The following is a 2,599-nucleotide window of genomic DNA, read 5'->3' as shown; positions in this document are numbered from 1 at the left end:
CGGGGCGGGCTTCGCGGACTTGCCGCTGCCACCGCCCTGGAAGGCGTCGGTCAGCTTACGTACAACCGGCGCTTCGATGGTCGAAGACGCCGAACGGACGAATTCACCGAGTTCCTGGAGCTTGGCCATGACGACCTTGCTCTCGACACCGAACTCCTTGGCGAGTTCGTATACCCGGACCTTAGCCACTTCGCTCCTTTGAGGTCCGGGTTGAAGCCGGACCGTCGCTAGTTCATGGGCGTACTCATCGCGTACTCATCGAGTGCTCATCGCAATCTCGACCTGCTTTCGACTCGCGAGGTACCAGGCCGTACGGGGTTCCGTACGACACGTCTTACGTCGTTGCCTGCTCGGCAACTGTCGTCTGCTCGACGTATCGGCGCAACGCCTTTGTGTCGAGCGCTCCCGGGACGCGCAGTGCCCGCGGGAACGCCCGGCGGCGTACCGCCTGGTCGAGACAGACCAGGGCGGGATGCACGTAGGCACCCCGGCCGGGCAGCGTACCGCGAGGATCGGGGACGCATGCGTCCTCGATCTTCACGATCCGCAGGAGATCGTTCTTGGCCGCCCGCTCCCGACACCCCACACAGGTGCGTTCAGGGCATGCTCGGGTGTGCGTCCGGCCAGACACGGTTAAGTCTACCTCCCCGTACCGACCTCACCCCTTTGGGGCAAGAATCGAACGGCTGTTGTCGTGATCTCAGCGTCGGGCGGCCGGGATCTATTCCCCGGCCCCGGGTCCGCCGTGCGGCTCCGGGGCTGGTCCGGGCACCCTCGGTGGCTTGCGCGGCTACGCGCCGGCCTGCTCGGTGTCCGGCCGGATATCGATCCTCCAGCCGGTGAGGCGGGCGGCGAGGCGGGCGTTCTGCCCCTCCTTGCCGATCGCCAGCGACAGCTGGTAGTCCGGCACGGTCACCCGTGCGGAGCGGGCGGCCATGTCCACGACCTCCACCTTGCTCACCCGGGCGGGTGACAGGGCGTTCGCGACCATCTCCGCCGGATCGTCCGACCAGTCGACGATGTCGATCTTCTCGCCGTTCAGTTCGCCCATCACGTTGCGCACCCGGCCGCCCATGGGGCCGATGCAGGCGCCCTTGGCGTTCAGGCCCGAACGGGTGGACCGTACGGCGATCTTGGTGCGGTGACCGGCCTCACGGGCGATCGCGGCGATCTCCACCGAGCCGTCGGCGATCTCCGGCACCTCCAGGGCGAAGAGCTTCTTCACCAGGTTCGGGTGGGTGCGGGAGAGGGTCACGGACGGACCGCGCACGCCCTTGGCCACGCGGACGACGTACGACCGCAGGCGCATGCCGTGCGGGTAGGTCTCGCCGGGCACCTGCTCCTGCACCGGCAGGATGGCCTCCAGCTTGCCGATGTCCACGAGCACGTTCTTCGGGTCGCGGCCCTGCTGGACCACGCCGGTGACGATGTCGCCCTCGCGGCCGGCGTACTCGCCGAGCGTCGCGTCGTCCTCGGCGTCGCGCAGCCGCTGCAGGATCACCTGCTTGGCGGTGGTGGCGGCGATACGGCCGAAACCGGACGGTGTGTCGTCGAACTCGCGGGGCTCCTGGCCCTCGGCGAGGTCCTCGGGGTCCTCCTTCGCCCACACGGTCACATGCCCGGTCTCCCGGTTGAGCTCCACGCGCGCGTGTCGGCGGCTTCCCTCGGTGCGGTGGTAGGCGATGAGGAGGGCCGACTCGATCGCCTCGACCAGCAGGTCGAAGGAGATCTCCTTCTCCCGGACCAAGCCCCGCAGGGCGCTCATGTCGATATCCACGGCTACGCCTCCTCCTCTTCCTTCATGTCCTTCTTGCTGTCCTTGCGGTTGAACTCGACCTGCACGCGCGCCCTGGCGATCTCGGGGAAGCCGAGTCTGCGGGTGGTGGCCTTGCGGCCCTTCACCCCGGGCACCTCGACGTCGATGCCCTCGTCGTCGACCTCCAGGATCCGCGCGACCAGCTCGCCGCCCTCCGTGAGCTGGAACTTCACGAGCCGGTCGACGGCGCGCACGAAGTGCCGGTGCTCGGTGAGGAGGCGCTCCGCGCCGGGGGTTCCGACCTCCAGGTCGTACGCGCCCTCGCCCATCGCGTTCGTCTCGTCCAGCTTCGCCGAGAGCACGCGGCTCACATCGGCGATCCGGTCCAGGTCCGCTCCGGTGTCGGAGTCGACGACGACGCGCAGCACCCGCTTGCGTCCTACGGAGTCCACGGCGATCTCTTCGAGATCCAGCCCATGGGAGGTGACGAGCGGTTCCAGCAGCTCTCGCAGCCTCTCGCTCTGGGTGGTGCTCATCCGGGTGACTCCTCGGCCGCGTGTGCTGTTGTGGGATGGGTCGCGTGTCTGGTCAAAGGGTACTGCCTCCGGCGGGGGGTGCTTCGCAGCGGAGCCCGGGGCCGCGTGCCGATACGGCCGCGTGCCCTCGGGTGGGACCGCTGAGCCGGTGACATGCGGGGGGCGGATGCGCGGGTACCGTGATCAACGGCGGGCGCCGTCCCGCCCGTGTGTTCGTACGAGCCCCCCGAGGACGTCAGCCGTGCCGTACCCCTCGCCGTCGCGCACCCCCTCGGGGCCGCGCAGAAGAACCCTGCTGGCCTCGGCC

Annotated in this window: 4 protein-coding genes; all 4 read right to left on the bottom strand. The window is 69.0% G+C overall.

Annotated features, from left to right (window positions below):
• Positions 1-189: translation initiation factor IF-2 N-terminal domain-containing protein (locus H5J33_RS30700; protein WP_181798038.1), on the bottom strand; the 189-nt coding region annotated here is incomplete at its 3' end.
• A gap of 145 nt (positions 190-334) precedes the next feature.
• Positions 335-631, bottom strand: a complete 297-nt coding sequence (locus H5J33_RS30695; protein ID WP_181798037.1) for a YlxR family protein — start codon at positions 629-631, stop codon at positions 335-337.
• 159 nt (positions 632-790) lie between these two features.
• Complete coding sequence (gene nusA, locus H5J33_RS30690; RefSeq protein WP_181798036.1) at positions 791-1,777, bottom strand: transcription termination factor NusA; 987 nt, start codon at positions 1,775-1,777, stop codon at positions 791-793.
• A gap of 2 nt (positions 1,778-1,779) precedes the next feature.
• Entirely contained in the window at positions 1,780-2,292 is a 513-nt protein-coding gene (rimP, locus tag H5J33_RS30685) for a ribosome maturation factor RimP (protein ID WP_181798035.1), read from the bottom strand.
• Positions 2,293-2,599: the final 307 nt, after the last annotated feature.

The organism is Streptomyces sp. WELS2, assembly GCF_013870595.1.
GTDB lineage: Bacteria > Actinomycetota > Actinomycetes > Streptomycetales > Streptomycetaceae > Streptomyces.
This window is presented reverse-complemented; position numbering and strand designations above follow the sequence as displayed.

Excerpts from the sequence above, each read along its gene's own strand:
- rimP (WP_181798035.1), bottom strand. The coding sequence starts at position 2,292 with ATGAGCACCACCCAGAGCGAGAGGCTGCGAGAGCTGCTGGAACCGCTC.